Raw genomic sequence first — 26,496 nt, 5'->3', positions numbered from 1 at the left:
AGGGGTGGTGCTGGGGGTGGTGGCTCAGGCGGCGTGCGTCGCGGCCGCGGCAGCGGACTTCGCGGCCGCCGCCGTGCTCGCGGCGAGCGCCGCCGTCGCCATCTCGCGGGCCTGTTCGAGCGTGTAGCGGCCGAGTTCGGCGCGCACGTCGGCCAGAGCCGCGGGGGTCATGGAGAGGGTTGTGGCGCCGAGACCGACCAGGACGACGGCGAGCAGCGGGTCGGCTGCTGCTTCACCGCAGATCCCGACGGCCTTGCCGGCGGTCGCCCCCGCGGAGCCGAGCTGCGCGACGAGGCGCAGGACGGCGGGGTGCCACGGGTCCTGGTAGGACGCGACGGTGCCGAGCATGCGGTCGGCAGCCATCGTGTACTGGGTCAGGTCGTTCGTGCCGATCGACACGAAGTCGGCGTTCTGGAACACCTGCTCGGCCATCAGCGCGAGCGACGGCACCTCGGCCATGACACCCGCGGTGCGGATGCCGAGTTCGCGGGCCAGGGTGACGAAGTACTCGGTCTCCTCGGCGTCGGCGACCATCGGGGCCATGACCCACAGGTCGGCCTCGGTCGCGGCGTCGGCCTGGGCGAGCGCGGTGAGCTGGTCGCGCAGGACCTCGGGGTGGTTCCGCAGCGCACGCAGGCCGCGGCGCCCGAGGGCCGGGTTCTCCTCGTCCTTGTCGGTGAGGAACGGCAGGGGCTTGTCGGCGCCGGCGTCGAGCGCGCGCACGACGACCTTCTTGCCGGGGAACGCCGCGAGGAGCTGGCGGTACGACTCGGTCTGCTCGTCGACCGTGGGGGCCTTCGGCGAGTCGAGGAAGAGGAACTCGGTGCGGAAGAGCCCCACGCCCTCCGCACCGAGAGCAACGGCGCCGGCGGCGTCGGCGGGGCTGCCGAGGTTCGCGAGCAGGGGCACGACGTGGCCGTCGGCGAGCGCACCGGCGGTGAGCGGTGCCGCTGCGGCGGCGAGACGGTCGGCGATGCGCTGCTCGACCTCGGCCACGAGCTCCGCAGAAGGGTCGGTCACGACGGTGCCGGCGAGGGCGTCCACGACGACGGACTGGCCGTCGGCCAGGTCGTCGGCGCCGGTCACGCCGACGATGGCGGTGATGCCCTTGGCACGGGCGAGGATCGCGGTGTGCGACGTCGGGCCGCCGTCACGGGTGACGAGCGCGAGCACCTTCTCGAGGTCGAGCAGCGCGGTGTCCGCCGGGGCGAGGTCGCGGGCGACGAGGACGAAGGGGATGTCCGACTCGGGGACGCCGGGTGCGTGCACGCCGCGGAGCTTGGCGATGATGCGCTGGGCGACGTCGTCGAGGTCGGCCGCGCGCTCCCCCATGTAGCCGCCCATGCCGACGAGCAGGTCGCGGAACTGGGCGAACGCCTCGTACACCGCGCGCTCGGCGTTGGTACCGCCGTCGATGCGGGTGTGCACGTCGTCGAGGAGCGTCGGGTCCTGCGCCATGAGCGCCTGGGCCTCGAGCACGGCCTGCGCATCGCCACCGGCGAGCTGTCCGCGCTTGTTGAGGTCGTCCGCCACGGCGGCCAGTGCGTCGTGCACGGCCTGCTTCGCGTCCTCCGCCGAACCCACCAGGGCGTCCTTCGACGGTTCGCCGAGCGGGTCAGCCATCCGGAGCACGGGGCCGTGGGCAACGCCACGGCCGACGCCGGTGCCGAGCAGTTCGGACATTCGAGACTCCTTCATCTCACACGCGCTTGCGGTGGGGTGGATCGTTCGGTGCTGACGACACGGGAACAGACCACGCCCGTGCGGCTGAGCAGCACACTACCCCGCTTCGCGTTGACAAACAAACACATCCGGGGATAAAAATGCAGAAACAGATGCCCGTTTGCGTCTGGCGGATCGAACGCAGGGCACGACGTCGCGGATGTCGCGCCCGAGCATGTCCGTTCCGTTCCGACCCGAGACGACGAGGTCCGATGTACGCACCAGAACGCCACCAGCGCATCGTCGAGCAGGCACGCGCGCAGGGCCGGGTGGACGTCAAGGACCTGGCCGAGTCGCTCGCCGTCACGCCCGAGACCATCCGCCGCGACCTGACGAGCCTGGAACGCCGCGGTCTGGTCCGTCGCGCACACGGCGGCGCGATCCCCGTCGAGCGGATCACCCTGCACCCCGGCGTCGGGGACCGCGGCGGCATCAACCAGGCCGAGAAGATGGTCATCGCCGAGGCCGCCCTGGCGGAACTGCCCGAGAACGGCTCGATCATGATCGACGCCGGCACCTCGACCATCTGCCTGGCCGAGCTGCTGCCGACCGACCGCGGGCTGACCGTGGTCACGCACTCGCTCCCGGTCGCCACCGCCGTCGCGAACCGCCCGGGCATCGACCTGCACCTGCTCGGCGGCAACATCCGCAGCGACTCCCTGGCCGGCGTCGGCACCTGGACGCACCAGCTCATCGGCATGGTCAGCGTCGACGTCGCCTTCATCAGCATCAACGGCATCACGCCGGAGCGCGGCCTGACGACCCACAACATGGCCGAAGCTGCCGTGAAGAGCGCGATGATCAAGTCCGCCCGACGGAGCATCCTGCTCGCCGACCACACCAAGTTCGGCCGCGAGGAGTTCGGTCGCGTCGCCCCGCTCGCCGCGATCGACACGATCATCACCGACCCCGCCGTCAACCTCGACCTGGTCCGCGAGGTCGAGGCCGCCGGTACCGAGGTCTTCTGGCCCGGCCGACCCTGACCGTGCCCCGTTCCCGCCCACCCAGTGCTCGCTAGCATGAGCCAACCACCCATCGACAGGAGTACATCGATGTCCGAAGCCACCCGCACCGTGACCGTCGCCAGCGCATCCGGCCTGCACGCTCGCCCCGCATCCCTCTTCGTCCAGACCGTGACGGCGTCGGGGCACCAGGTCACGATCGCCAAGGGCGACAAGTCCGGGAACGCCGGCAGCATCCTCGCCCTGCTCGGGCTCGGCATCGAGAACGGCGACGAGGTCACCCTCACCGTCTCGGGCGACGACGCCGAGACCACCGCGGACAGCCTGGTCGAGTTCCTGAAGACGGACCACGACGCGGCCTGATCGCGCAGGTCGCGTCCTGCACGCGACCACCAGACGGACGGGAGGCCCGTGGCTGCGCAGCCACGGGCCTCCCGTCCGCCTGTCGGGGGCGTCCAGGGCTGTCGGCACCCGCCGATAAGGTGTTCTGCATGACACGCCTGCGCCTCGCATCCGTCAACGTGAACGGCGTCCGCGCCGCCTTCCGCAAGGGCATGGGCGACTGGCTCACCACCCGCGACGTCGACGTGCTGGCCCTGCAGGAGGTGCGCGCGTCGAGCGACGACCTGGCTGCGCTGCTCGGCGACGAGTGGGACATCGTGCACGACCCGGCGACCGCGAAGGGCCGGGCCGGCGTCGCGATCGCCTCGCGCCACGGTGCTGGTCACACGCGTGCCCAGATCCACCGCGTCGCGCTCGGCCCGGACGACTTCGACTCCGCCGGCCGCTGGCTCGAGGCCGACTACGAGATCGGCGGCACCACCGTCACGGTGGTCTCCACCTACGTGCACTCGGGCGAGGTCGACACCCCCAAGCAGGACGAGAAGTGGAAGTTCCTCGACGCGATGACCGAGCGGCTGCCGGCGCTCCGAGCGCACAACCCGCTCGCGGTCGTCGTCGGTGACCTGAACGTCGGGCACGACGAGCGCGACATCAAGAACTGGAAGGGCAACGTCAAGCGCGCCGGCTTCCTGCCCCGCGAGCGTGCCTACTTCTCGCGGTTCTTCGGCACCGACGGCGAACCGGTCGAGGGCGCCGACGGTTCCACGGGCCCCGGGCTCGGTTGGGTCGACGTGGGTCGCGCCCAGGCCGGTGACGTCGACGGCCCGTACACCTGGTGGTCGTGGCGCGGTCAGGCCTTCGACAACGACACCGGATGGCGCATCGACTACCAGATGGCGACGCCCGACCTGGCCGCCAAGGTCACGGAGTACAGGGTCGACCGCGCCGCGGCGTACGACCAGCGATGGTCCGACCACGCCCCCGTGGTCGTCGACTACGAACTCTGACCCCTCTTCTCTCGCTTCACCTGACGCACCGGAGCACCACCATGACCAAGACCCGCATCTTCTCGGGCATCCAGCCGTCCGCCGGATCGCTGCACCTCGGCAACTACGTCGGGGCACTCATGCAGTGGAGGACCCTGCTCGACGACTACGACGCCATCTACTGCGTCGTCGACATGCACGCGATCACTTCGCCCCAGGACCCGGCCGAGCTCCGCGCGAACACCCGAGCCACCGCTGCGCAGTACATCGCGTCGGGCATCGACCCGTCCAAGGCGACACTGTTCGTGCAGTCGCACGTGCCGGCGCACGCCGAACTCGCCTGGGTGCTGAACACCCTGACCGGCTTCGGCGAGGCGAGCCGGATGACCCAGTTCAAGGACAAGTCGGCACGCCAGGGCGCCGAGGCCGCGTCGGTCGGGCTGTTCACCTACCCGATCCTGATGGCCGCGGACATCCTGCTCTACGACACGAAGGTCGTGCCGGTCGGCGACGACCAGCGACAGCACGTCGAGCTCACGCGCGACCTGGCCGGACGCTTCAACTCGCGGTTCGGCGACACCTTCGTCACGCCCGAGGCGCGGATCCTGACCGAGACCGCACGCATCTACGACCTGCAGGACCCGACCAGCAAGATGAGCAAGTCCGCAGCGTCGGACAACGGCCTCATCCGCCTGCTCGACGACCCGAAGCGCACCGCGAAGAAGATCAAGTCGGCCGTCACCGACGCCGAGCGCGAGATCCGGGCCGACCGCCAGACGAAGCCCGGTGTGACGAACCTGCTGTCGATCCTGTCGGCGTTCACCGGCACCTCGATCGCCGCGCTCGAGGAATCGTTCGCCGGCAAGGGCTACGGCGACCTGAAGGGCGAGGTCGCCGACGCCGTCGTGGCCGAGCTCGAACCGGTCCGCGCCCGCACGCTCGAGCTGCTCGACGACCCGGCAGAGCTCGACCGGCTGCTCGCCGTCGGCGCCGACCGTGCCGAGTCGATCGCGCGGGAGACCCTGACCCGCGTCTACGACCGCATCGGGTTCGTCCCGCGGTCGCGGGGCTGATCGTGCAGCCCGTCACCCTGGAGTCCGCGCGGGTCCGGCTCGACCTGCCCACCCGCGCCGACACCGCGGCGATCACCGAGGCCTGCCAGGACCCGGAGATCGTCCGGTGGACGACGGTGCCGACGCCGTACCGCGAGCAGGACGCCCGGACCTTCGTCGACGCCCTGGTCGGACCGGGGTGGGCCTCGGACCGCGAGTACACCTGGGCGATCCGACCGGCCGGTTCGACGTGGCTCGCGGGCATCATCAGCTACCGCACCGCCGGTCGTGACCTCGGGTTCTGGCTCGCACCGACCGCGCGCGGTGCCGGACTCATGCACGACGCCGTCCGGCTCGTCGTCGACTGGGCGTTCGAGCAGGGCGCGCCGGACGTCTACTGGGAGTGCTACGAGGGCAACACGGCCTCGGCGGCCGTCGCCCGTGGGGCCGGGTTCTCGTTCACCGGCCTCGGCGCGGCCCGGGTCCCGGATCGCGACGGCGGCCCGACCACGGCGTGGACCGCACTGCGACGCGCCGACGGTGCTCCTGCCTCCGAGCTCCCCTGGCCCAGCGCCTGAACGCGCTCACAACCGTGGTGACGTGTCACCCAACCACCGCCGGTAGGCTCGGCCCGTGAGCGACACGGCACGACCCACCGAGGTCCGGGCGATGCGCCGCGGACTCGAACTCGCGGCCCTCGGCCCCGTCGTCGGCGACCATGCCCGCGTCGGCGCCGTGATCCTCTCCCCCACCGGCGAGGTCCTCGCCGAAGGCTGGCACAAGGGCGCCGGCACCCCGCACGCCGAGGTCGACGCGATGGCCAAGGTCGACCCGGCACTGCTGCGCGGTGCAACGGCGGTCGTCACCCTCGAACCCTGCAACCACGTCGGCCGCACCGGACCGTGCGCCGTGGCACTGCTCGACGCGGGGATCGCCCGGGTCGTCTACGCGATCGACGATCCCGGCGCCGACGTGCACGGCGGCGCCGATCGACTCCGTGCCGCCGGGGTCCAGGTCGTCTCCGGGGTCCTGGCCGACCAGGCCGAGGCGTTCCTCGAGCGGTGGCTGCTCTCGGTCCGGCTCGGCCGGCCGTGGGTCACCGTCAAGTGGGCGTCCAGCCTGGACGGGCGCGCGGCCGCCGCCGACGGCACGAGCAAGTGGATCACGGGCGCCGCCGCACGGCAGCACGTGCACGAACAGCGTGCCGCCCACGATGCGATCCTCGTCGGCACCGGCACCGTCCTGGCCGACGACCCGAGCCTGACCGCGCGCGGGGATGCCGGCGAACTGCTCGCCGACCAGCCGCTCGCCGTGGTGCTCGGTGACCGCCCGGTGCCGGCCGACGCCGCGGTCCGTCGGCACCCGCGCGGGCTCGTGTCCCTGCCCGGGCACGACCTGGCCACCTCGCTCGGCGCACTGCGCGGGCACGGCGTGCACTCGGTGTTGGTCGAGGGTGGCCCCACGGTCGCGTCGGCGCTCATCGCCGCCGGACTCGTCGACGAGTACCTCGTGTACATCGCCCCGGTGCTGCTCGGCGGGCCCCGTGTCGCCCTCGACGACCTGGGCGTGGGAAGCATCTCCGACCGTCGGCGGTTGGACGTACTATCGACCACCAGCCTCGGCCCCGACCTGCTGGTCCGAGCCCGACCGCAGCATCCCCAGAACCAGGACCAGCACCAGCACGACCCCCAGCAGCAGCACGACGCGACACCCGGGCTCGGGAACGACGGGCCCACGAACGACCGGAGCACCCCATGACCGATGCGCTGACCTCGCCCACGCCGGGGAGCCCGGTCAAGTTCGAGGTGTCGACGAACGTGCCGACCACCCACGGCACGTTCCAGATGCGCGCCTACCGCGACCTCGTGACGAGCGCGGAGCACGTCGCGATCATCGGCACTCTGCCGGACGGCTCGATGCCCACCGACGGCGCGCTCGTCCGGGTGCACTCCGAGTGCCTGACCGGTGAGGCCTTCGGGTCGCTGAAGTGCGAGTGCGGCCCCCAGCTCGACGCCGCGCTCGACACGATCGCGGCCGAGGGCGGCGTGGTCGTCTACCTGCGCGGGCAGGAGGGCCGCGGCATTGGCCTCATCAACAAGCTCAAGGCGTACCGCCTGCAAGAGGACGGCCTCGACACCCTCGACGCCAACCTCGCGCTCGGACTGCCCGCCGACTCCCGTGCCTACGGCGGCGCCGCGGGCATCCTCGCCGACCTCGGCATCACCCGCGTCCGGCTGCTGTCGAACAACCCGGAGAAGCGGCGCCAGCTCGAGGAGCACGGCATCACCGTCGATTCCCTCGTGCCACTCGTCGTCGGCATCTCCGCGCAGAACGCCGGGTACCTCGACACCAAGCGCGACCGGATGGGCCACCAGCTGCCCGAGCACCTCGAAGCGGGGGCCGGCGCGGGCGCCTGAGCGCGCGTGGGCGACCGATGCCGCGGCCAGCTGACTCTGGGCTGATTCGCAGGCAGACGACATCTGTCGTATGATCGGGCTTCCGTCACAAGCGGTCCCCCTCAGCCGAACGCACCCGACCGGTGCCCGCGCCACCCCGCGCGAACCGATCGGTGTCCGCCGTTTCGGATCCTCGTGCTCCCTGTCCGGAGCACGCAGCACGGAAGACCCCGCCCTGTCATGACCGCCGCCCCGGCACCCGCAACCCCCACCTCCGCTCCGGCACCCGCCGGCAACCCGCGCTCCCGCGTCGTCATCGCGAGCCTCGTCGGCACGTCGATCGAGTTCTACGACTTCTACGTCTACGCGACCGCCGCGGTGCTCGTCTTCCCGACGCTGTTCTTCCCGAACGAGGACCCCACGGCCTCGCAGCTGTCGTCCTTCGTCACCTTCGCCCTGGCGTTCTTCGCCCGGCCGGTCGGGTCGATCATATTCGGGCACTTCGGTGACCGGATCGGCCGCAAGACCACCCTCGTCGCGTCGCTGCTCGTGATGGGCACCGCCACGTTCCTGATCGGCTGCCTGCCCACGTTCGACACCATCGGCGTCTGGGCCCCGATCCTGCTCGCCGTGATGCGCTTCGCCCAGGGTGTCGGGCTCGGCGGCGAGTGGTCGGGTGCGGCCCTGCTCGCGACCGAGAACGCACCGAAGGGCAAGCGCGGCGTGTTCGGCTCGATGCCGCAGCTCGGTGCCCCGATCGGCTTCCTGCTCGCGAACGGCCTGTTCATCGCGATCAACGCGGCGATGCCCGCCGGCGCCGACGGCACCCCGAACGCCGACTTCCAGGCGTGGGGCTGGCGCATCCCGTTCCTGCTCTCCGCCGTGCTCGTCGTCATCGGCCTCTACGTGCGCTTCAAGCTCGTCGAGTCGCCGGTGTTCCGTGGCGTGCAGGAGTCCGGCACGGTCGCGAAGGTCCCGCTCGGTCGCGTGTTCCGCACCTCGTGGCGGGCCGTCATCGTCGGCACGTTCGGCATGGTCGCCACCTACGTGCTCTTCTACTTCATGACGACGTTCACCCTGTCGTACGGCACGACCGGTGCCGAGGCGAGCGCACTCGTCCCGAAGGTCGGCCTCGGCTACACCCGTGGCGAGTTCCTGACCCTGCTCATGATCGGCGTCGTGTTCTTCGGCATCTTCACGCCGATCGCCGGGCTGCTCGCCGACAGGTTCGGCCGCCGCAGGACCCTCATCCCGACCACGATCGGCATCGCGCTGTTCGGCCTGACGTTCCAGTTCTGGTTCGCGGCGTCGAGCGGGCCGATCACCGTGGTGACGTTCCTCATCGTCGGGCTCTCGCTGATGGGGCTGACCTTCGGTCCGATGGGTGCGCTGCTGCCTGAGCTGTTCCCGACGAACGTCCGGTACACCGGCTCGGCCATCGCCTACAACGTCGCCTCGATCCTCGGTGCGTCGCTCGCCCCGACCATCGCGTTGGCGCTCTGGAAGCCGGACGGCGACATCTTCCTGGTCGGCCTGTACCTGACGATCGCCGCGGTCGTGACGCTGGTCGCGCTGCTCTTCGTGCGCGAGACCAAGTCGAAGGACATCGCCGACGCCTGATCGGCGACGCATCCGCGGGACGGGAGGCCCGGTGCCAGCTGGCACCGGGCCTCCCGTCCGTCGTGTGCGCGGCCCCACTGCGCGGCTCGCGCCGTCAACGCAGGTTGACGTATGTCGTCGCGTCAATGTAGGTTGACAGGCATGGACCGACCGACCATCACGAGCCTCGCGGCCGGAGCATCGGGGGACGACCCGTTCTCCGCCCTCGCCAACGTGCGGGAACTGCGCCGTGAGCTCGACCGGACCGAAGAGCTCGCCGCGCGACGTGCCCGCACCGCCGGCGCCTCGTGGCAGGAGATCGCAACGCTGCTCGGTGTCAGCCGACAGGCAGTGCACAAGAAGTACGGCAGAAACTAGGAACACGATGAGCTTCCCCTTCGCACGTCCGAAGACTTCCGACGGCCCCCGCGCCACGTTCGGTCGCCTGCTGTCCTACCTGTTCGAGAACAAGCCCGCGATGGTCGTGATCATCGTGCTGAGCGTCCTCGGCGCGGGGGCCTCGCTCGCGCAGCCGCTCCTGGTCAACCAGGTCATCACCGCGGTGCAGCAGGGCAACACCCTGAGCACGCTCGTGTGGCTGCTGGTCGGGCTCGTCATCGTCGCCGGGGTGCTGAACGGTGTGCAGCACTTCCTGCTGCAGCGCGCGGGCGAGGGCGTCGTGCTCTCCACCCGCCGCAAGCTCATCGCCCGCATCCTCAACCTGCCGATCTCGGAGTTCGACACCCGCCGGACCGGTGACCTGGTGTCCCGTGTCGGCAGCGACACCACGCTCCTGCGGGCCGTCCTGACCCAGGGACTGATCGAGTCGATCGGCGGCGCACTCACGTTCATCGGCGCCATCGTCGCGATGGCGATCATCGACCCCCTGCTGCTCGGCATCGTGATCGTGATCGTCCTGATCGCCATCGTCGTCGTCGGCGGGTTGAGCCGTCGCATCCGGGTCGCCTCGAAGCGTGCGCAGGAGAAGGTCGGCGACCTCACCGCAGCGGTCGAACGCGGGATCGGCGCGGTCCGCACCATCCGTGCGGCCGGCGCCACCGAGCGCGAGGTGCGCGAGGTCGACGGCCACGCGACCGAGGCGTACAAGCGCGGCCTCGACATCGCCAAGATGTCCGCCTTCGTGGTCCCCGTCGCGAGCATCGTCATGCAGGTCGCGTTCATCGCCGTCCTGGGCGTCGGCGGGGCACAGGTCGCGGCCGGCACCATCACCATCGCGACGCTCATCACGTTCATCCTGTTGCTCTTCATGATGATCATGCCGCTCGGCCAGGCGATGGGCGCAGCCGTCGCCGTCGCCCAGGCGCTCGGCGCGCTCGGCCGGATCGAGGAGATCCTGCACCTGCCGACCGAGTCGCAGGACGACGAGTCGGTCCGGCCCGCCACGGCGGTCGCCACCGACGACGCCATCGCGTTCGAGCACGTGTCGTTCCGGTACCGCGCCCAGGCGGACGCCTCGGGTGCCGACGGCGCGGTCGCGTCCGACCCCGCGGACCGTCCAGGAGGCCCGGATCACGTCGACGACGAGCGCTCGGCTGACGACGTGGTGCTCCACGACGTGTCGTTCCGGGTGCCCCGCGGCTCGCGCGTGGCACTCGTCGGCCCGTCCGGTGCCGGCAAGTCGACGACGCTCGCGCTGATCGAGCGGTTCTACGACCCCACCGACGGCGTGATCCGCCTGGGCGGCATCGACGTCCGTGGCATGGACCGCGACGAGCTGCGTGCCCAGATCGGCTACGTCGAGCAGGACGCGCCCGTGCTCGCCGGCACGATCCGTGCCAACCTGCTGCTCGGGTCACCGAACGCCACCGAGGACGACTGCGTCCGGGTGCTCGAGGCGGTCAACCTCGGCGAGGTCCTGCACCGCGATCCCCGTGGTCTCGACGCGCAGGTCGGTGAGGACGGCGTGATGCTCTCCGGTGGCGAACGGCAGCGCCTGGCCATCGCCCGCGCGCTGCTCGCCGCTCCCCCGATCCTGCTGCTCGACGAGTCGACGTCGTCACTCGACGGGGTCAACGAGCAGAAGATGCGGCTCGCGATCGACGCCGTCGCCGAGGACCGCACCCTGCTCGTGATCGCGCACCGGTTGTCGACGGTGGTCGACTCCGACGTGATCGTCGTCCTCGAGCACGGCCGGGTGGTCGGCAGCGGCACGCACTCCGAGCTCGTGGAGTCGACGCCGCTCTACCGCGACCTGGCGAAGCACCAGCTGCTCGTGTGAGTGACGGTACGGCCGCGTGCACCGCGGCCGTACCGTCGATCCAGGCTCAGGCGGCGAAGGGGTCCGGCGTCAGCACGTAGACGGTTTCGAGGTACTCCTCGATGCCCTCGTGCGAGCCCTCGCGACCGAGGCCGGAGGACTTCACGCCGCCGAACGGGAACGCTGCGTTCGAGACGACGCCCGTGTTCAGCCCGAGCATGCCCGTCTCAAGACGCTCGGCGAGCCGCTGGCCACGGCGGAAGTCGGTCGTGAAGGCGTAGGAGATGAGCCCGTACTCGGTGTCGTTCGCGAGCCGGATCCCCTCGTCCTCCGTGCTGAAGCGCGTCACCGAGGCGACCGGACCGAAGATCTCCGTCGTCATGATCTCCGAGCCGGGCTGCACGTCGTCGATCACCGTGGGCTCGTAGAACGTGCCCGGGCGGTCGATCCGGTGCCCGCCGGTCACGAGTCGGGCACCGCGGCCGAGGGCGTCGTCGACGAGCGAGGCGGCCTTGTCCACGGCGCGGTCGTCGATGAGCGGTCCGAGCGTCGTGCCGTCCTCGGTGCCCCGACCGACGCGCAGGGCATCCACCTTCGCGGTGAGGGCCGTGACGAACGCGTCGGCGATGCCGTCCTGCACGAAGAACCGGTTCGCGGCGGTGCAGGCCTCTCCCGTGTTGCGGAACTTCGCGAGCATCGCCGCGTCCACCGCCTCGTCGAGGTGGGCGTCGTCGAACACGAGCAGCGGAGCGTTGCCGCCGAGCTCCATGCTCGTCTTGAGCACGTTGTCCGCCGCCTGCTTGAGGAGCGCCGAACCGACCGGTGTCGAACCGGTGAACGTGAGCTTGCGCAGGCGCGGGTCGGCGATGATCGGCTCGGACAGTCCCTTGGCGTCACTCGACGGGATCACGTTGAGCACGCCGTCCGGCAGCCCGGCACGGCGGAACAGCTCGACCAGGAACAGGGTCGTCAGCGGGGTGAGGTCGGCCGGCTTCGCGACCACCGTGCAACCGGCGGCCAGGGCCGGTCCGATCTTCCGGGTCGCCATCGCGAGCGGGAAGTTCCACGGCGTGATCGCGTAGACGGGGCCGACCGGACGCTTCAGCACGATCGCGCGGCCCGTGCCTTCCGGGTTCGTGCGGTAGTCGCCGGTGATGCGCACCGCTTCCTCCGAGAACCACCGGAGGAACTCGCCGCCGTACACGACCTCGCCGCGGGCCTCGGCCAGCGGCTTGCCCATCTCGAGCGACATCAGGGCCGCGAGGTCGTCGGCGTGCTCGTGCACCAGGTCGAAGGCCCGGCGCAGGATGTCCGAGCGCGTGCGCGGGGCCGTCGCTGCCCACGACGCCTGCGCCTCGGCGGCGGCGTCGAGGGCGGCGATGCCGTCCTCGGGGGTGGCGTCGGCGACCTCGGCCAGGACGGCACCGGTCGACGGGTCGTGCACGGCGAACGTGGAAGCGCTCGACGAGGCACGCCAGGTGCCGCCGATGAAGAGTCCGGTGGGGACGCCCTCGATGCGGACGTGTTCGTCGGCGACGGTGGTGGTGGTCTCGTTCGTGGTGGTGTCGGTCACAGTCGTGCTCCTCCTGGGTTCGCGAGGCCCTCGTCCATGTCGCTGCGGTCGACGTGTCCGCCGGCCGCCCGGATCTCTTCGAGCGCCCGGGCGCTGCGCTCGGCGTCGACACCGGCCACCAGGTCCTCGTAGACGGCGACGTCGAGGCCCGCGGCACGGGCGTCGAGCGCCGAGGCTCGGACGCAGTGGTCGGTCGCGATGCCGACGACGTCGATCGTGTGCACGCGGCGCTCGGCGAGCACCTCGGCCAGCGGGACGCCCGTCTCGGTCCGGGCCTGGAACGCCGAGTAGTCCGGCGTCCCCTGTCCCTTGAGGACGTCGACGTCGATCAGTGCGGTGTCGAGATCGGGGTGGTAATCGGCGCCGGGTGTGCCGGCGACGCAGTGCACCGGCCAGGTGTCGACGAAGTCGGGTCCTTCGGGTCCGGCGAAGTGTCCGCCGTTGTCGTCGTCGCCGTGGTGCCAGTCGCGGGACGCCACGATCAGGTCGTACTCGTCCCCGTGCCGACCGAGGAACGCGGTGATGCGCTCCGCGAGCGCCGCTCCCCCGGTGACCGCGAGCGCACCGCCCTCGGTGAAGTCGTTCTGGACGTCCACGACGAGCAGTGCTCTTGCCATGGGTCCATTCAACACCCGTCGGCTCAGGAGCCGGTGAGCTTGCTCCCGCACGAGTAGGTCGCGGCGGTCACCGCGTCGAGCGCCGGCAGTGCCGCCGCACGCGGCGAACCGATGGCGTAGAAGGCGAAGGTCAGCCGCGACCCGTCGGCGGCGTCGATGTAGCCGCCGAGGGTGTTCGCGCTGTCGATCCAGCCGGTCTTCGCGTGCACCTTGCCGCGGGCGACCGCGTTCGCGCCGGTGAACCGGCTGGCCAGGGTGCCGGACTGGCCGGACACCGGCAGGGCGTTCGCGAGCGTGCCGAGGCCCTTCGCGCCGGAGGCGACCTGCACCATGAGGTGCGCGACGAACTCCGGCGACACGGCGTTCGAGGCGCTCTCGCCCGAGCCGTCCTTGATGACGATGCCGGCCGGGTCGAGGCCGTAGGAGCGCAGTGCCGACTGGTACACGGACGACAGCGACGCCGCGGAGCCGTTCGAGCCGGACTCCTTCGAGGACACCCGGGCGAGCATCTCGGCCAGGGTGTTGTCCGAGTTCGGGATCATCTGCCCGATGAGCGTCGACACCGGCTGCGACGACACCGTGGCGATCGTCTCGGTGCCGGTGGTCGCCCGCTTGACGATCTGCGCGGACCCGGCGCCCGCGACGCCCGCGTTCGCCAGTGCCGTGCGGAACGCGATGCCGGCGCGTCCGACCGGGTCCTCCGACCGGGGCGAGGTCGCCGCTGCGGGGTTCGCCCGGTCACCGTCGACCATGAGCGCCGTGACCTCCGGCTGGTACCCGATGGTGCGCTCGGACACCGGCCACGTGGGGTCCCAGGCGTCGGCGTCGCTCCAGTACGAGTCGTCGGTGACGATCGTGGTGACCGGGGTGTCACCGACCTTCGCCTTCACCTGCTGCGCGAGCTGGGCGAGGGTCGGGGCACCCGGGTACACCGTGCCGCCGCCGGCGGACAGCGTCGCGTCACCGTGGCCGACCAGGGCGACGGTGTTCGCGGACTCCCGTGCGACGGTCGTCGGGATGCGGTGATCGCCCCCGAGTACCGAGAGCGCGGTCGCCGAAGTCAGGGTCTTCATGACGCTGCCGGTCTGGGCGGCCCGCTCGCCGTGCTCGGAGAACAGGACCTTGCCCGTCTTCGCGTCCATCACGTACCCCTCGAAGTCGCCCAGGCCGCTCGCCGACGCAGCCGTCGCGATCGAGCAGGTCCGGAGCGCGGACGGACCGGCGAGGTCGTCCGGCACCGCGCGGGCATCGGCGGTCGGGGTGGGGGACGGCTTCGTCGTCGGGCGCTTCGTGGTGGGCGTCCGGTCCGGAGCCGAGGACGCGGTCCGGGTCGGGCTCGGCGCCGCAGCGGTCCGGGAGTCCGGGGTCGTGGCCGCCGCGACGGCGACGGCCCCACCGGAACCGACCACCAGCAGCGCCGCGAGACCACCGGCGATCCATGGGACCGGGCGTCGTGCAGCGGAGGCGCGCACCGCGGTGACGGCGGCGCGGAACCGCTCCGGGACGGAACGCGGGGTGGGCTGCTGCTCGGACATCGCGACCGATCCTACGGAACTGCGGCAGGAGCCTCCAGGCCGGATCCGGGATCCGTTGCGGACGGGAGCCGGGTCAGGGAGCCGTGACCGGACCGTCGGCCGGGTACCGGACCCCGACCTGGCGTCGTGCCTCGTCCAGCACCGCCATGATCGCAACGGTCTCGTCCGGGTCCATCGGGCCGCCGTCGTGGCGGCCCGACATGATCATCGTCTCGAAGGCGCGGGCCTCGTGTCCGTAGCCGGCGAGCTCCTCGCGGCCGTCGAACTCCTCGACCACGGCACCGTCGCGGTCACGGATCCGCCAGGTGGTCGGCGTGTACCAGGTGGAGTCGAGGTCGATGCGGCCGGTCTCGCCGATGATCGCCGCGGTGTTCGGGCTCCGCAGGTCCATCCCGAAGTGGATCATCGACTGCGCACCGCCCTCGTGCGTCATGACCAGGCCCATCTGCTCGTCGACGCCCTGCTCGCTCAGCGTGCCCGCCGCGACGAGCGCGGTCGGCACCCCCAGCACGTCCACCGCGAAGGACACGGGGTAGATCCCGAGGTCGAGCAGCGCTCCCCCGCCGAGTGCCGGGTCGCGCAACCGGTGGTCGGGGTCCGTCGGGAGGGCCTGGTGGTGGGTCGCCTCGACGACCACCGGGCGGCCGATCCGGCCCTCGGCGACGACCTCGCGGATCATCGCCATCTGCGGCAGGAAGCGGGTCCACATCGCTTCCATCACCGCGACGCCCGCGTGCCGAGCCGCGTCGATGACCGTACGGGCCTCGTCCGCGGTCATCGTGAAGGCCTTCTCGACCAGGACGTGCTTGCCCGCCCGGATCGCGAGCAGGGCGTCCTCGGCGTGCCGGACGTGCGGGGTCGCGACGTAGACCGCGTCGACATCGTCGTCCGCCACCAGGTCCTCGTAGGAACCGTGTGCCCGGTCGATGCCGAACTCGGCGGCGAAGGCCTCGGCGTGTTCGCGGGTGCGGCTGCCCACGGCGGTGAACACGATGCCGGCCGTGGTGCAGTCACCCACGAAGGACCGCGCGATGCCGCCTGTGCCGATGACTCCCCAGCGAACCGTCATGGGTCCTGTCTACCAGGGCGGGGTGGGCCGTGGCGGGGCCTGCCTCGGGGCGTCAGCGGCGGTGCTTGCCGAGCGCGGCGTCCGGGGCGGCCATCGGGTGGTTCCGGAACCAGCGCAGGAGCTCACGGGCACGGCTCGTGTCGGCGCTCGCGTCCCCCTTGGCGAGGAACGAGTCGAAGCCGTCGGGCAGGTCGGCTTCGGCCTCCCGGTGGAACGCCATCTTCCACTCGCCGAAACGGCGGGTGTGGATGCGCTCCTCGACCAGCAGACCGACGTCGGTGTGCCGCGGGTCGTCGATGATGCGCTGGTACGTCTCGAGCACGGCCGCCTCGGGGCCCTCGAGCAGCTGCATGAACCGGCCGTCCTTGTAGACGAGCAGACCGGACAGGCCGGATGCGGTGTTGCGGACCCGTGCGTGCTCGAGCAGTGCGTCGAGCCGCTCCTGGTCGAACACCTCGTTCGCTGCGCTCATGTAGACCAGGGACAGCAGCATGACGACCTCTCGGTGACGACGGAACGGGTTCTCTCTCATCGTGGACCGCGCCGACGCCGTCGGGCAGCCCCAGAACGGGGATCGTTCCCGCCCGCGCACCCGCGTCGAGGTTCGGGTCATCGACGCGAGCACACGGGTGTCGGGTCGTACGACCGGACTGATTCGGAGCCCCCGTCCGGGGGGTTTGGTCACTCCGTGTCGTAAGTACGGACCCAGTCGATCTGCACGTGCCCCGGGTCGCCCCAGTTGCCGATCTGGAACATGTAGCGGTGCGGGGTGGTGGGCACGTTGCGCGGCACCGTGAACACCAGCTTGCCGTCGAGGTAGTACCGGATGATCTTCCCCGGCACCCACTCGGTCGTGTAGGTGTGCCAGTCGTTCCAGGACACCCGGGTGTTGTAGTGCTCGGTCCGCTTCTCGAGCCCCTGGAGCATCGAGTGGTGGAAGACGCGCGGTGAGCCGTCGAACTGCCCCTCCGGGTAGTTCAGCTCGCCGTCCGCCCACGCGTTCGACGTCGGCCAGAGCATGACCGCGATCCCGTTGCCGTCCCCACCGGTCGCCCGCGCACGGATGCTGAAGGTGCCGCCGACGTGCGACCAGGCACCGGTGGGCGTACCGAACGTCCCGGCAGCGCCGTGCTTCCCGTCCATCGAGACGTCCAGGTAGCCGTCGTGAGCGCTGATGAGCTTGTCCGAGTAGTACTTGCCGCCCGTGCCGTCGGGGTACGGCTGCCACGAGTTCCGGTACGTCTCCGCGAAGGGGCCGCCGGCTGCTGCCGGGGTGTCGAAGTCCTCGGAGAAGGTCGGCTCGCGGTCCGCCAAGTACGCGGGACCGGTCGCGGACGCCGTCGGGGTCGCGGACGAACCGGTGCTCGGCGACGAGGTCGAGGCGGACGTGGCACGGGACTCGGGCACGGCTGCCGCGGTGACCGCCAGGGCTCCGGCGGTGGCAGCGACCACGACGATGACCAGGACGCGCTTCAGCACGGCGTCACCGCCGGTGGAGCGCTGGGCTGGTGGTCGGTCATCATGTCCCCCGTATCGCGGACAAGGCTAGCCCGCGAACACGCCCGACGTCTGCCCCTCGGGCGAGGGACACGGGTTTCGTCCGGAATACGAAAACCCCGGTCAGAGCCACATCGAGTGGGTCTGACCGGGGTGTTCACGGAGCCGCCTGTCGGAATCGAACCGACGACCTATTCATTACGAGTGAATCGCTCTACCGACTGAGCTAAGGCGGCGCACACCCCATGTCCGGAGTGGCACGAGCAATGACTATACAGGTTCAGACGAGTGAACGCGAAACCAGCACGCCGAGCTCGGAGAAGGACCGTTCGAGCTCGTCCACCAGGTGTGTTCCGGCTTCGGAACCCGACCATTCCCACCATGCGTGGCGCAGGGCGGCGAGGGCGACGATGGCCGCGAGACCCGCGCGGCGGCGGAGTGCCTCGGCGTCGGCGGCGAGCTCCGGGTCGGCGTGTTCGAGCCGGCGCGCGACGGCCGCCTGCAGCTCCGCCTGGAACTCCTTCATGGACGCCATGCGACGACTGAACAGCTCCGGGTTCGCGCGGAGGACCTGCTGCCGCTCCTCGATGAGCCCGCGCTCCTCGATCAGTTCGCGCGTGGAGTGCACGAGCAGCGTGCCGATGTCCGCGAGCAGGTCACCGCTCGGACCACCGTCGACGAATGCCTGCAGCGCAGCGTCGTCCGGGAGCCGCGGGTCGTCCCCGAGGATCGCCTGCTCCTTGCTCGGGAAGTAGTTGAAGAACGTCCGGGGCGAGACGTCCGCCCGCCGGGAGATCTCGTCCACCGTGACCGCGCCGAGGCCGTCCTCGATGGCGATCCGGAGCGCAGCCTGCTGGATGGCGCGCCGGGTGGCGCGGCGCTTCCGTTCGCGCAGGCCGGGTTCAGCGTCGGGCATGCCGTGATTGTCGCACGCCGGGCTTCAGCGGCGGGCTCGGGCGATGGTGACGAGCAGTGCTTCGAGTGCCAGGAGTGCCGCCACGTTCGCCGCGATCCGCTGGCGCGCCAGGGCGACGGCGTCGAGGACCTCGAGCGCGGCAGCGGGCGGTGTCGTCGGCAGCGCGTGCTCGAGCTGGTCCCGCATGGACAGGTTGACCGGTTCCGCCGGGGCGCCGAGCCCCAGCAGGAGCAGGTCGCGGTACAGGGACGAGACGTCGACCAGGATCCGGTCGAGGCCGTCGCGCAGGCTGCGGGTCGCCCGGCGTTTCTGGTCGTCCTCGAGGGCACGGAGCTGCGACCGGAGCGCCGGCGGGATCGTCCCGCCCGGTTCGACCCCGAGCGAGCGGAGGGCCGCGTCGCGCTCTTCGGAGTCGCGCTGCTCGGTGATGGACTTGGCGTCCTCGTCGGCGACGGCGAGGAGCTCGGCGGCCGCCATGACGGCGTCACCCACGCTCCGCACGCCGAGCACGGTCGTCAGGGTCCGGCGGCGACGATCACGTGCTGGCTCGCTCGTGGCCAGGCGCTGTGCCATGCCGATGTGGCTCTGTGCCTGACGAGCGGCGTCCATCGCGAGGGCACGGTCGACGCCGGTCCGGGCGACGAGGAGGTCGGCGACGGACTCGATGCCGGGCACGCGCAGGCGGACCGAGCGGACGCGGGACCGGATCGTCGGCAACAGGTCGGCCTCACTCGGGGCGCAGAGGATCCACACCGTGCGCTCCGGGGGTTCCTCGAGCGCCTTGAGCAGCAGGTTCGAGGTGCGCTCGGTCATGCGGTCGGCGTCCTCGATGATGACGACGCGGTAGCGCCCGACCGACGGCGAGTAGTACGACGAGGTGACGAGCTGCCGGATCTCGTCGATCGTGATGATCACGCGCTGGGTCGTGAGCACCGAGACGTCGGGGTGGGTCTTCGCGGTGATCTGCCGCAGGGTGTGGTCGTCATCGGGGCCGTTGCCGACGAGCGCCGCGGCGAAGGCGGTCGCCACGTTGGAACGCCCCGACCCGGGCGGACCGGTGATGAGCCACGAGTGGGTCATGCCGCCGGTGCCGTCGGTCGACTCGGCCGCGTTGCGCAGCGACGCGACCGCTTCTTCCTGCCCGGTCAGGCCGTCCCACACGCTCACGGCACCATCCTGTCAGTGACCACCGTCATGCCCGGTCGATCCCGACGAGCGGGGCGACCGCTCGACGGACCACGTCCTGCACGGTGTCGGTCGGGGCCGAGGCGTCGACCACCAGGAAGCGCGCCGGCTCGGCCTCGGCCATCGCGAGGAAGGCCTGACGCACGGACTCGTGGAACGCCGCGGCCTCGGACTCGAGACGGTCGAAGGTGTCACCCCGTGCCGCGGCCACCCGGGCGCGGCCGACGGTGACGTCGAGGTCGAGCAGGATCGTGAGGTCCGGTGCCAGACCGTCCACTGCCCACTCCGACACGGAGCGGACCTGCTCGGCGCCGAGCCCGCGCGCGACGCCCTGGTAGGCGACGGACGAGTCGATGTAGCGGTCCTGCAGGACGACCTCGCCGCGTGCGATCGCCGGACGCACGACAGTCTCGACGTGCTGGGCACGGTCGGCCGCGTACAGCAGCGCCTCGGCACGGGGCGCGACGTGGCCCCGCTCGTGCAGGACCATCTGCCGGATCTGGACACCGAGGTCGGTGCCGCCGGGCTCGCGGGTGCGGACCACGGTCCGACCGTGCGCACCGAGCCACGCCGAGAGCAGCTCCGCCTGGGTCGTCTTGCCCGCGCCGTCGCCACCCTCGAGCGTGATGAAGCAACCGGTCACTTCTTCTTGGCCGCCGTCCGACGAGCCGGGGTCTTCTTCTTGACCGGCCCCTTGGCGCGCTTGTCGGCGATGAGCTGGACCGCGCGGGCGTGGTCGACGGCCTCGACGTCCTCGCCCTTCGGGATGGTCGCGTTCGTCTCGCCGTCGGTGACGTACGGGCCGAACCGGCCGTCCTTCATCTTGATCGGCTTGCCGGACACCGGGTCGGCGTCGAACTCCTTGAGCGCGGCGCTCGCGGTGCGGTTGCCGCCGTACTTCGGCTGCGCGAACAGCTCGAGTGCACCGGGCAGGTCGATGTCGAAGATCGCGTCCTCACCGGGCAGGGTCCGGGTGTCGGTCCCCTTCTTCAGGTACGGACCGTACCGGCCGTTCTGTGCCGTGATGTCGTTGCCCGTCTCCGGGTCCTGGCCCACGACGCGCGGAAGGTCGAGGAGCTTCAGCGCGGTCTCGAGGTCGACGGTCTGCGGGTCCATCGACTTGAAGAGCGAAGCGGTGCGTTCCTTCGGCGCCACGGCCTTCTTCGTCGTCTTCTTCGCAGGCGCCTTCTTGGCGGGGGCCTTCTTCGCGGTCGCGGTCGCCGTCTCGCTCGTCGCGGTCGCAGCAGCTGATCCAGCCGCCGGGGCCTCTGCCGCTGCGGGCGCCTCGACGACCTCGCCGGTCTTCGGGTCCACGATGGGTTCGGGCTCCGGGGTGCGCTCCGTGACGTAGGGGCCGAAGCGGCCGTCCTTCGCCAGGACCTCCTTGCCGGTCTCCGGGTTGATCCCGACGACGCGGTCGCCGATCACCGGGGCGTCGACGAGTTCCTTCGCCTTCTCGACGGTCAGCTCGTCGGGAGCGAGGTCCTCGGGCACGTTCACGCGCCGCGGCTTCTCGGGGTCGTCGCTCGGCACCTCGATGTAGGGGCCGTACCGACCGATCCGGAGCGTGAGGCCCGGAGCGAGCTCGACCGAGTTGATCTCGCGGGCGTCGATCTCACCGAGGTTGTCGATGACGGTCCGCAGGCCGCGCTGGTCGTCGTCGCCGCCACCGAAGTAGAAGCCCTTGAGCCAGTCCACCCGGTCCGCATCGCCGCGGGCGATGCGGTCGAGGTCTTCTTCCATCTCGGCGGTGAAGTCGTACTCCACGAGCTCGCCGAAGTACTCCTCGAGCAGGCGCACCACGCTGAACGCGATCCAGTTCGGCACCAGCTGCGTGCCGCGGAGCGAGACGTAGCCGCGGTCGATGATCGTCGGGCTGATCGTGGGGTAGGTCGACGGGCGCCCGATCCCCAGCTCTTCGAGCGTCTTGATGAGGCTCGCCTCGGTGAAGCGCGGCGGCGGGGTGGTGTCGTGCCCCTTCGCCTCGACGTCGGTGACCGTGAGGTGCTCGCCCTGGGCCACGTTCGGCAGGGCGACGTCCTGACCGGCACGCTCGGAGGACTCGTGGCGGTCCTCGTCACGGCCTTCTTCGTAGGCGCTGAGGAAGCCACGGAAGGTGATGACGGTGCCGGAGGCGGTGAACTCGGCGTCCGTGCCGTTCGCGGTCGCGGCGATGCCCTCGACCGACTCGGTGGAGGAGATGCCGAGCACGATCGACGCGGTCGAACCCTTGGCGTCCGCCATCTGGGACGCGATGGTGCGCTTCCAGATGAGGTCGTAGAGGCGCCACTCGACACCGGTCAGGGTGCCCTGCAGGTCCTGCGGGGTGCGGAAGGAGTCGCCGGCGGGACGGATCGCCTCGTGCGCCTCTTGCGCGTTCTTGCTCTTGCTCGCGTACAGGCGGGGCTTGTCGGGCACGGTGACCGAGCCGTACAGGTCCGCTGCCTGCTTGCGGGCCGCGTCGATGGCCTGCTTCGAGAGCGAGACCGAGTCGGTACGGATGTAGGTGATGTATCCGTTCTCGTACAGGGTCTGCGCAGCACGAGCGGTCTGTCGCGGGGACAGACGGAGCTTGCGCGCGGCCTCCTGCTGGAGCGTCGACGTGGTGAACGGCGCGGCCGGGCGCCGCGTGTACGGCTTCGAGTCGACGCTGCGGACGGTGGCATCGCCGGCGCGCTCGAGGACCGTCGTCAACGACGCGGCAGCGGCCTCGTCGAGCCGGACGACGTCACCACTGAGCGTGCCGCGGTCGTCGAAGTCACGGCCGGAGGCGACGCGGGTGCCCTGGACCCGGGCGAGTCGCGCGGAGAAGGAGGACTCGCCGGCCTTCTCGAACCGGGCGGAGAGGTCCCAGTAGTTGGCGGACACGAAGGCCAGGCGCTCGCGCTCACGGTCGACGACGAGGCGGGTGGCGGCGGACTGCACACGGCCGGCGGACAGACCGGGCGCGACCTTGCGCCACAGGACCGGGGAGACCTCGTACCCGTACAGACGGTCGAGGATGCGGCGGGTCTCCTGCGCGTCGACGAGCGCGGTGTCGAGCTCACGGGTGGCCTCCTGCGCGCGCTGGATCGCCTCCTTCGTGATCTCGTGGAAGACCATCCGCTTGACGGGGACCTTCGGCTTCAGGACCTGCAGCAGGTGCCACGCGATCGCTTCACCCTCGCGGTCTTCATCTGTTGCGAGGTAGAGCTCGTCGGCGTCCTTGAGGGCGCGCTTCAGCTCGGAGACGGTCTTCTTCTTGGCGTCGGACACGACGTAGTACGGCTCGAAGCCGTTGTCGACATCCACCGAGAACTTGCCGAGGGAGCCCTTCTTGAGCTCGGCCGGCAGGTTCTTCGGCTCGACGAGGTCGCGGATGTGTCCGACCGAGGCCTGGACTTCGTATCCGTCACCGAGGTATTGCGCGATCGTCTTCGCCTTCGCAGGGCTCTCGACGATCACGAGCTTCTTCGTGCCTGGCACGTGTCTCCTTGATCGATGGTGCTGATCGGCCCTGTCCACGAGCGTGTCCGGGTCGACCGGGACATCGGTGACCGCGGGCCGACAGGCACACCATACACATAGTGTTCGGGCGGGTCGCCTGCCGGACCGGCCACCGCGACTGCGTCGACGACGAACGGACCCGTGCCCACGACCACGCGGACCCGGGCCGTGGTGGCGACGAGTTGGCAGGCGTCGAGGATGGCCCCGTTCGCCCTGGCGATCCGGGTGGCGATCGCACACGGTTCCCCCGGTACCAGTCCGGTGGCGGCCGCGGCGGTGCCCACGGCGGCGGCGTCGGCGGTGCCCTGGGCGCGGACGGCCTGTGTCCGGTGACCGGCTGCGGCGAGCGCCGACGACCCGACGAGGACACCCACGCCGAGGACCGCCACGAGCAGGACGGTCGCCGACCCGCGTTGACCGTCGGAACTCGTCACGTCAGCCCCCTCGGGCCAGGGCGCACCCCGTCGCGGTCAGCGGGAGCGCCGCGAAGGGACCGGCCCCGCCGCGCGTGGCGTCGACGCACACCATGTCATCGTCCGACCGGACGACGATCGAGACCCCCGGCACGATCCGGTCGGCCGCGGACCGGCCCTGGCGCTCGTCGTCCCGACCGACCGCCCGGGCCGCGGTGGCTGCGGCGAGTTGCAGACGGCCCTGCGCGTCGACGACGATGACGGCCGCGACGAGGGCGGTCAACACGAGCGCCACCACGGGGAGGGCCACCGCGAACTCGACGGTCACCGAGCCGCGCTCACAGTGACAGCGCGCCACGGACGAGGTCAGTGAGGATGGTCTGGACCTCGCCGGAGCGCATGACGGCGACGAGCACACCGGCGAAGGCCACGGCGGCGAGGATGACGACCGCGTACTCGGCGGTGGCCGATCCCCGGTCGTCCCGCAGCCGGGACGACCATCGGGCGACGGGGGGACGCGGGCGACGGCGGCGGATGGCCGGACGGGTGCGGCGGTCGGGGGATGACGTGGTGCTCATAGAGCCCTTCCTTTCTGGTGGGTGGGACCAGCGTGTCGGGGCTGGGGTGTCGACGAAGCGGCCTCGGCGCCATCTGTGGAGAGGTCACGCCACCCCGCCCACCGTGGAGGAGAGGACCCCGACCACCACGGGCACCACCCCGACGAGCACGAACGCCGGCAGGACGCAGACCCCGAGCGGCAGCACCAGTCGGACGGCCAGTCGTTCCGCCGCCACGAGCCCCTCGGCAGCGGCTTCGTCGCGCACGTCCTCGGCGGCGCGGCGGAGCAACCCCGCGGCGGGCACCCCCGCCCGACGGGCGAGGTCGAGGACCTCTCGCAGCCGGTCCAGGTCTCCGGCGGGCGGGGCGGCTCCCGCGGACGCCTGGGCGACTGCCTGCCCGGCGGCGGTCCACGACCCGCCTCCGGCGACCGCCACGGCCCAGGCGTCGAGGAGCGCCCCGGGGACGCGGCCGTCGGGGGTCGCGGAACGGACCAGCCGGGTGGTCCACCGTCGCCCGGCCAGGACGAGGGCCGCCGCGGTGCACGAGCACGCCCAACCGGCCGGTGAACCCACCAGGACCTCGACGGCACCGGCACCCCAGGCCGCACCGAGCCCCAACCCGAAGAGCGGCAGTGCGAGCACGACCCGCGCGCTCGTCCGCGGGCCCGCCAGCGCGACCCGGATCGCCCGGTCAGATGCCGCGGTGCGTCGGAGCGCGCCGGCGAGCCCGCGGAGGGTCTCCGCGACGGGCGCTCCCGTCCGGTCCGCCACGCGGAGGACGACGACGATGTCCTGGTGGGCGGGTGCCGCGGCCCCGGGCAGCCCACCGACGAGCCGCCAGGCCCGTGGCGGCGGGACCCCTGCTGCGACCAGCGTCGCAACCCGGTCGAGCACCCCGGCCACCCGCGCCGGGCCGTCGGGTGTGGGTCGTCTCACCGCAGCCCGTCCACCGGGCGCACCTCGAGCCTCCCGTCCGGGCCGACGCGCAAGGTGCCCACGCCACCGAGCCGCCGCTGTCCCGCTCGTCGCTCCACGTGCAGGACCAGGTCGAAGGCGCTGACGGCCTGCCGGGCGAGCGCCTCGGCACCGAGGCCGGCGAGCGCGCCGAGCGCTTCGAGGCGAGCGGCCACGTCGGCGATGCCGTTGGCGTGCACGGTGCCGGCTCCCCCGTCGTGCCCGGTGTTCAGGGCAGAGAGGAGTTCGCGGACCTCGGCGCCGCGGCACTCCCCCACGACGATCCGGTCGGGGCGCATCCGCAGCGCCTCACGTACCAGACGGTCGAGGCCGAGTGCGCCGACCCCCTCGGCGTTCGCCTGCCGCGCCTCGAGCGCAACGACGTGCGGATGGGCGATCCGGAGCTCGGCGACGTCCTCCACCGTCACGATCCGCTCGTCGACGGGGACGGCGCCGAGCATCGCCGCGAGCAGTGTGGTCTTGCCGCTGCCGGTCGCACCGGTGACCAGGACGTTCCGGCGCGCGGCGACGGCGTCCTCGACGACCGAACGCGGCACGAACGCGAAGGTCCCGCCGCGTTCGAGGGTGGCGAGGGTGGGTCGCTGGACCTGCGGGAGTCGGATCGACACCGCGGTGCCCCCGACGGACACCGGAGCGAGGACGACGTGGACCCGGACGCCGTCGCCGTGCCGGACGTCCGCGCACGGTGTGGTCTCGTCGACGTGGCGCCCGCCGAGCGCGACGAGCCGGGTCGCGAGTTCGCGGGCACGTGCTTCGGTCAGTCGCGGCTGGACGGCTTCGAGTCCGGTCCCGCGGTCGACCCAGGTCCCGACGCCACCGAGCACCAGGACGTCCGTCACGGTGGCATCAGCCACCAGGGTGGCGAGCTCCTCGAACTCGACGACCACGGCCGCCCGGCGACGAGCGGGAGGCGCTGCGCCGGGCAGGAACGGGGCCGACGGAGCATGTGCCCGCGCCGAGGTCGAGAACGCAGGCGATGCCGACGCGGGTGGCGACGAGACGTGCGATGGCGACGAGGCGGACAGCGACGGCGACGGCGAAGGGGACGCCGTCGCACGGGGAAGAAGCGGAGCACGGTGCAAGGGCATGACGCCGACGGTAGGGAGCAGATCAACCGCCAGCCGAGACGGTCCCCACTTCTGTGGACAGCGTCCGGCACGCCCGACCAACGGGCCGGTTTGTCCCCCGAAACGGAAAGCCGTACCCCGGTCGATGATGCGACACCGACGCGCTCGAGGTTGCCCACCACCCCCGCTTCCCACCGCTGGACTGTGCAGAGCACCCACTCCGCAACAACATGCAGAACGCATGCACGAGCATGGACCGGTCTGTCCACGCGACCGGCGTCCCTGCGCGGATCGGGGCACACGGCGAAGCCCGACGAGCCTCCATC

The 26,496-nt window shown here is 71.4% G+C and carries 25 protein-coding genes, 1 tRNA gene and 1 pseudogene; 11 read left to right on the top strand and 16 right to left on the bottom strand.

Annotated features, from left to right (window positions below; translation table 11 throughout):
• Nucleotides 1–24: 24 nt before the first annotated feature.
• Nucleotides 25–1,683 (bottom strand): phosphoenolpyruvate--protein phosphotransferase, encoded by a 1,659-nt coding sequence (gene ptsP / locus Q9R26_RS03150; RefSeq protein ID WP_311226513.1) that lies wholly within the window; start codon nt 1,681–1,683, stop codon nt 25–27.
• A 251-nt stretch (nt 1,684–1,934) separates the two neighbouring features.
• Here ptsP and Q9R26_RS03145 point away from each other — a divergent pair, with 251 nt between their 5' ends.
• The 10 genes and pseudogenes from Q9R26_RS03145 (at nt 1,935) to Q9R26_RS03100 (ending at nt 11,298) form a co-directional block, all read left to right on the top strand.
• The gene (locus tag Q9R26_RS03145) at nt 1,935–2,705 is read left to right on the top strand and encodes a DeoR/GlpR family DNA-binding transcription regulator (protein WP_182066620.1); all 771 of its coding nucleotides are present in this window, start codon (nt 1,935–1,937) and stop codon (nt 2,703–2,705) included.
• A gap of 69 nt (nt 2,706–2,774) precedes the next feature.
• Nucleotides 2,775–3,047, top strand: coding sequence for an HPr family phosphocarrier protein (locus Q9R26_RS03140; protein WP_022905912.1), 273 nt, complete (start codon nt 2,775–2,777; stop codon nt 3,045–3,047).
• A gap of 128 nt (nt 3,048–3,175) precedes the next feature.
• Complete coding sequence (locus Q9R26_RS03135) at nt 3,176–4,033, top strand: exodeoxyribonuclease III (protein ID WP_311226512.1); 858 nt, start codon at nt 3,176–3,178, stop codon at nt 4,031–4,033.
• Between the two features lie 41 nt (nt 4,034–4,074).
• Nucleotides 4,075–5,085 (top strand): tryptophan--tRNA ligase, encoded by a 1,011-nt coding sequence (gene trpS / locus Q9R26_RS03130; protein ID WP_262138603.1) that lies wholly within the window; start codon nt 4,075–4,077, stop codon nt 5,083–5,085.
• Nucleotides 5,086–5,087: 2 nt separating this feature from the next.
• A complete protein-coding gene (locus tag Q9R26_RS03125) occupies nt 5,088–5,642 on the top strand; it encodes a GNAT family N-acetyltransferase (RefSeq protein WP_311226511.1) in 555 nt (184 codons plus the stop codon).
• A 91-nt stretch (nt 5,643–5,733) separates the two neighbouring features.
• Complete coding sequence (ribD, locus tag Q9R26_RS03120; protein ID WP_311226582.1) at nt 5,734–6,822, top strand: bifunctional diaminohydroxyphosphoribosylaminopyrimidine deaminase/5-amino-6-(5-phosphoribosylamino)uracil reductase RibD; 1,089 nt, start codon at nt 5,734–5,736, stop codon at nt 6,820–6,822.
• A gap of 11 nt (nt 6,823–6,833) precedes the next feature.
• Nucleotides 6,834–7,481 (top strand): annotated as a pseudogene (gene ribA, locus Q9R26_RS03115) (GTP cyclohydrolase II); the annotation flags it as partial.
• A 219-nt stretch (nt 7,482–7,700) separates the two neighbouring features.
• Nucleotides 7,701–9,080 (top strand): MFS transporter, encoded by a 1,380-nt coding sequence (locus Q9R26_RS03110; RefSeq protein ID WP_182066626.1) that lies wholly within the window; start codon nt 7,701–7,703, stop codon nt 9,078–9,080.
• Between the two features lie 141 nt (nt 9,081–9,221).
• A complete protein-coding gene (locus Q9R26_RS03105; RefSeq protein WP_027466417.1) occupies nt 9,222–9,437 on the top strand; it encodes a hypothetical protein in 216 nt (71 codons plus the stop codon).
• Between the two features lie 7 nt (nt 9,438–9,444).
• A complete protein-coding gene (locus Q9R26_RS03100; RefSeq protein ID WP_311226510.1) occupies nt 9,445–11,298 on the top strand; it encodes an ABC transporter ATP-binding protein in 1,854 nt (617 codons plus the stop codon).
• A 46-nt stretch (nt 11,299–11,344) separates the two neighbouring features.
• Here Q9R26_RS03100 and Q9R26_RS03095 read toward each other — a convergent pair whose 3' ends face one another.
• The 11 genes from Q9R26_RS03095 to topA form a co-directional block, all read right to left on the bottom strand.
• Nucleotides 11,345–12,850 (bottom strand): NAD-dependent succinate-semialdehyde dehydrogenase, encoded by a 1,506-nt coding sequence (locus Q9R26_RS03095; RefSeq protein ID WP_396136812.1) that lies wholly within the window; start codon nt 12,848–12,850, stop codon nt 11,345–11,347.
• Nucleotides 12,847–13,467 carry an isochorismatase family protein gene (locus tag Q9R26_RS03090; protein ID WP_311226509.1) on the bottom strand — a complete coding sequence of 207 codons (621 nt, stop codon included), beginning with the start codon at nt 13,465–13,467 and terminating at the stop codon, nt 12,847–12,849. Before Q9R26_RS03090 ends, Q9R26_RS03095 begins: the two co-directional genes overlap by 4 nt.
• A 23-nt stretch (nt 13,468–13,490) precedes the next feature.
• Nucleotides 13,491–15,002 (bottom strand): D-alanyl-D-alanine carboxypeptidase/D-alanyl-D-alanine-endopeptidase, encoded by a 1,512-nt coding sequence (dacB, locus tag Q9R26_RS03085; protein WP_311226508.1) that lies wholly within the window; start codon nt 15,000–15,002, stop codon nt 13,491–13,493.
• A 73-nt stretch (nt 15,003–15,075) separates the two neighbouring features.
• Nucleotides 15,076–16,071: a Gfo/Idh/MocA family oxidoreductase gene (locus Q9R26_RS03080; protein WP_311226507.1), complete on the bottom strand. Its 996-nt coding sequence runs from the start codon at nt 16,069–16,071 to the stop codon at nt 15,076–15,078.
• A 52-nt stretch (nt 16,072–16,123) separates the two neighbouring features.
• Nucleotides 16,124–16,564 (bottom strand): BLUF domain-containing protein, encoded by a 441-nt coding sequence (locus Q9R26_RS03075; protein WP_311226506.1) that lies wholly within the window; start codon nt 16,562–16,564, stop codon nt 16,124–16,126.
• Between the two features lie 188 nt (nt 16,565–16,752).
• Entirely contained in the window at nt 16,753–17,550 is a 798-nt protein-coding gene (locus Q9R26_RS03070) for a glycoside hydrolase family 16 protein (protein WP_311226505.1), read from the bottom strand.
• A 181-nt stretch (nt 17,551–17,731) separates the two neighbouring features.
• A tRNA-Thr gene (locus Q9R26_RS03065) sits at nt 17,732–17,804 on the bottom strand.
• 44 nt (nt 17,805–17,848) lie between these two features.
• Complete coding sequence (locus Q9R26_RS03060) at nt 17,849–18,484, bottom strand: TetR/AcrR family transcriptional regulator (protein ID WP_182066632.1); 636 nt, start codon at nt 18,482–18,484, stop codon at nt 17,849–17,851.
• Between the two features lie 24 nt (nt 18,485–18,508).
• On the bottom strand, nt 18,509–19,651 hold the full coding sequence (locus Q9R26_RS03055; RefSeq protein ID WP_259579474.1) for a DNA polymerase III subunit delta': 1,143 nt from the start codon (nt 19,649–19,651) through the stop codon (nt 18,509–18,511).
• A gap of 25 nt (nt 19,652–19,676) precedes the next feature.
• Nucleotides 19,677–20,312, bottom strand: a complete 636-nt coding sequence (gene tmk, locus Q9R26_RS03050) for a dTMP kinase (RefSeq protein WP_311226504.1) — start codon at nt 20,310–20,312, stop codon at nt 19,677–19,679.
• Entirely contained in the window at nt 20,309–23,134 is a 2,826-nt protein-coding gene (gene topA, locus Q9R26_RS03045) for a type I DNA topoisomerase (RefSeq protein WP_311226503.1), read from the bottom strand. The genes tmk and topA overlap by 4 nt, the downstream gene beginning before the upstream one ends.
• A gap of 162 nt (nt 23,135–23,296) precedes the next feature.
• Here topA and Q9R26_RS03040 point away from each other — a divergent pair, with 162 nt between their 5' ends.
• Entirely contained in the window at nt 23,297–23,488 is a 192-nt protein-coding gene (locus Q9R26_RS03040) for a hypothetical protein (RefSeq protein WP_311226502.1), read from the top strand.
• 102 nt (nt 23,489–23,590) lie between these two features.
• Here Q9R26_RS03040 and Q9R26_RS03035 read toward each other — a convergent pair whose 3' ends face one another.
• The 4 genes from Q9R26_RS03035 to Q9R26_RS03020 form a co-directional block, all read right to left on the bottom strand.
• On the bottom strand, nt 23,591–23,896 hold the full coding sequence (locus Q9R26_RS03035; protein WP_311226501.1) for a TadE family type IV pilus minor pilin: 306 nt from the start codon (nt 23,894–23,896) through the stop codon (nt 23,591–23,593).
• Nucleotides 23,897–23,906: 10 nt separating this feature from the next.
• Nucleotides 23,907–24,146: a DUF4244 domain-containing protein gene (locus tag Q9R26_RS03030; protein WP_311226500.1), complete on the bottom strand. Its 240-nt coding sequence runs from the start codon at nt 24,144–24,146 to the stop codon at nt 23,907–23,909.
• 84 nt (nt 24,147–24,230) lie between these two features.
• The gene (locus Q9R26_RS03025; protein WP_311226499.1) at nt 24,231–25,064 is read right to left on the bottom strand and encodes a type II secretion system F family protein; all 834 of its coding nucleotides are present in this window, start codon (nt 25,062–25,064) and stop codon (nt 24,231–24,233) included.
• Entirely contained in the window at nt 25,061–25,990 is a 930-nt protein-coding gene (locus tag Q9R26_RS03020; RefSeq protein WP_182066647.1) for a CpaF family protein, read from the bottom strand. The genes Q9R26_RS03025 and Q9R26_RS03020 overlap by 4 nt, the downstream gene beginning before the upstream one ends.
• Between the last annotated feature and the right edge of the window lie 506 nt (nt 25,991–26,496).

Origin of the sequence: Curtobacterium sp. BRB10 (assembly GCF_031844325.1) — a bacterium.
GTDB classification, from domain to species: Bacteria; Actinomycetota; Actinomycetes; order Actinomycetales; family Microbacteriaceae; genus Curtobacterium; species Curtobacterium poinsettiae_A.
Note: the sequence above shows the minus strand (reverse complement) of the source record. Positions and strands in the feature narration are given on the sequence as shown.